This window comes from Flavobacterium sp. (assembly GCF_027484205.1).
Classification (GTDB): domain Bacteria; phylum Bacteroidota; class Bacteroidia; order Flavobacteriales; family Flavobacteriaceae; genus Flavobacterium.
Window position 1 is genome coordinate 1 of sequence record NZ_JAIXUB010000018.1, and the last position, 2712, is coordinate 2712.

General features: G+C 24.6%; 3 protein-coding genes. 1 reads left to right on the forward strand and 2 read right to left on the reverse strand.

Annotated features, from left to right (window positions below):
* Nucleotides 1-283: 283 nt before the first annotated feature.
* Nucleotides 284-460, reverse strand: coding sequence for a hypothetical protein (locus tag Q0049_RS08900; protein WP_298118909.1), 177 nt, complete (start codon nt 458-460; stop codon nt 284-286).
* A gap of 289 nt (nt 461-749) precedes the next feature.
* Here Q0049_RS08900 and Q0049_RS08905 point away from each other — a divergent pair, with 289 nt between their 5' ends.
* Entirely contained in the window at nt 750-995 is a 246-nt protein-coding gene (locus Q0049_RS08905) for a hypothetical protein (RefSeq protein ID WP_298118911.1), read from the forward strand.
* Nucleotides 996-1002: 7 nt separating this feature from the next.
* On the opposite strand, the gene Q0049_RS08910 is transcribed toward Q0049_RS08905, so the two are convergent.
* Complete coding sequence (locus tag Q0049_RS08910; protein ID WP_298118913.1) at nt 1003-2673, reverse strand: helix-turn-helix domain-containing protein; 1671 nt, start codon at nt 2671-2673, stop codon at nt 1003-1005.
* Nucleotides 2674-2712 lie beyond the last annotated feature (39 nt).

Here is a 2712-nt window from a genome sequence, read left to right on the forward strand (position 1 = left end):
CTCAATTTCTTTTTGAGTTTGCGAGAAGGTTAAAAATGAAATAAAAAATATAATAATTGAAACCTTAATTCTATACATGCTTTTCTATTTTTTTGTAAAAGTAGAAAAAAGAATGGATTTTAGCTTTTACATTATTAACCTGACTCAAAATAAAAAGACATCTCAAAAAGATGTCCTTTTATTCCTAAAATTTATTATCCTTAATAATTTTATACTAATAATAATTGATTAAAAAGGAAATAAAAACCTAATCATTCTAAATAAATTTGCCTTTGCTAAAGTTTTAATTAGGACAAGGTAATGCTATTGGACAAGGAACTCCAGCCGTTGTCCAGCCGTTACAACTTCCGTCTGCGCATCTTTCACAACAAATTCTATTGCTTCTGGAACCAATAATTGTTTTTTGCTCATTTTTTGATAGTTCAAGTACTCCTTGTAAATTTAAAATTGATTTTTTCATTTTTAATATTTTTTAAAATTAATAATTTAATTGATTTTAATATTTTGACTCTTGCAAGAAATCTTTAGCAAATGTTTGATGAAAAGACGAGAAAAAAAAGCCAACCTGTTCCATTTATTAAAATAATTAGTCATTATATTAATATAATGTTTTACACAAAAAGAATTTAATGTTCTGAATATTAAATACTTAAAACCGTAATTTTAATTTTACCTTTTCTGACAATTGTAAATCAATTAATCTTTTGTCTTTATTATTAATTTTACCTGTATCATTTAAAATTCAACTTATGAAGAAAATTCAAAATTTCAAGAAATTAACAAAAGACGAGTTAAAATTAATTAATGGAAGTGGAAGAACAGCCGGAAATCCACCACCGCCATGTACAAATTGTGGTGGCACTAATAACACAGGAACTGGAACTAATGATAAATGTGGTCTTGAACCTTCAATATGCCATTCTGCTGCATGGGAGATTTGGCGTTTATGTATGATAGCCGAAACTAATCATGAACCTTATACAAGTTGTCAATAATAGATAATTAATCTTTATTTTCTTTTAGTTTTTCAATAAACTGAAATGGACTCACACCTGTCTTTTGTTTGAAAATTTTAGAAAAAGAAGCTCCTTTTTTATAACCAATCACCTCTGCTAGAGATTGTATGGTGTAATTTTGGAGCTTTTTATTTTCAATCAATTGATTTAAAATATAATTTATTCTTAATTCATTTGTATAATCATTAAAAGACATCTTTTTATGCGTTTTAATAACTGATGTTAAATAAGTAGTATTTGATCCTATTTTTTTTGCAGCATTATGCAAATTAAATTCTTTTTTTAAAAAATATAAGTCTCTCTCTAATTTTAAAAGCCCATCTATTATTTTCTTTTCATTTTCATCACTAACTTTTAATGGAATTGTATTTTTTTCGATGTCACTATTTTTATTTTCCTTCAATTTTTTTAATAAAAGGTTTATTTTTTCTTCCGTTTTCCTTTTGTTATAATAAAATCCTATTATCAAAATTAACATTAAAAGAGTAATAAAAATAATAAGGCTGTATTGGTATTTACTGAACTTTCTATTTTCGTTCTTCAATAATGAAACTTCTTCGTTTAAATTCTTTTTTTCAATTTCATTATAACTTTTGGCTAATTCCAGCTTTTCCTTTTCTGTTTTATTTGAATGATAAACTATAAATTTATCTAAATAATATTGAGCTGAGTCACTTTTTTCTGAAGTATAAATATTAGCTAAATATTTGTGTGCGAATAGAAAATTAAAATCTATTAAAGAATCTTTATGGTTTTTAATAACCTTTATGAAGTTTTTTTTTGATTGTGAAAAGTTCTTTTCAAGAAATTGATTGTAGCCTAAATTGTAATAAGTAGTCAAAACTTCTTTATCCATTTTTAGTTTCAAAAACAGAGCAATACTCTCATTATAAAACTTAGTAGCTTTTTTATAATCTTTAAGTTCGCTATTTAGAATTCCTAGTTTAGTATAAATTCTAGCCAAATCATAATCACCTTCATTTTCTATTGTAAGTTTATTAAATACCGAGTTAGCTGAATCAGAGTAAGACTTTTTTCTAGTTTCTTTATATTTTTCTATATAAAAAGTACCTAAATTGAGATTATTACGAAATTTTAGATTTGTGTTCTTTTGTTGATTTATTTTATTCCCATCAATTAATTTATTAATGCTTTTAATTTCGGAAATAGCTTCATCTAATAATTTTAAATCTCCTTTTATTGAAGCAATGTTGCCTTTAACTTTCAATATTTGATTAATATCATGACTTAAAACAGCATATTTTTCTGCAATGATAAAATTCGCAAGACCTTTATTTAGACCATTATTCTTATAAAATGTATTTCCTTTAATATTATATACTACTGATAAATCAAAATAATTTTCCTTCTTTACAGGAACTTTTTTTACATAAAAATCAATTTTATCAATAAACTCTTTTTCATTATATTTCTGATTGGTTACTAGAAGCAGTTGCCATTTTGCAGCATTAGCAAAAGCTAAATCGATAGGTCTTTTTGAATAAAAAACCTTATTGGTATAATACATGGCACTATCCGTGCCTATTGTTGGGTAGATGAAGAATTTGCTTTTATAGAACTCAATTTCTTTTTGAGTTTGCGAGAAGGTTAAAAATGAAATAAAAAATATAATAATTGAAACCTTAATTCTATACATGCTTTTCTATTTTTTTGTAAAAGTAGAAAAAAGAATGGA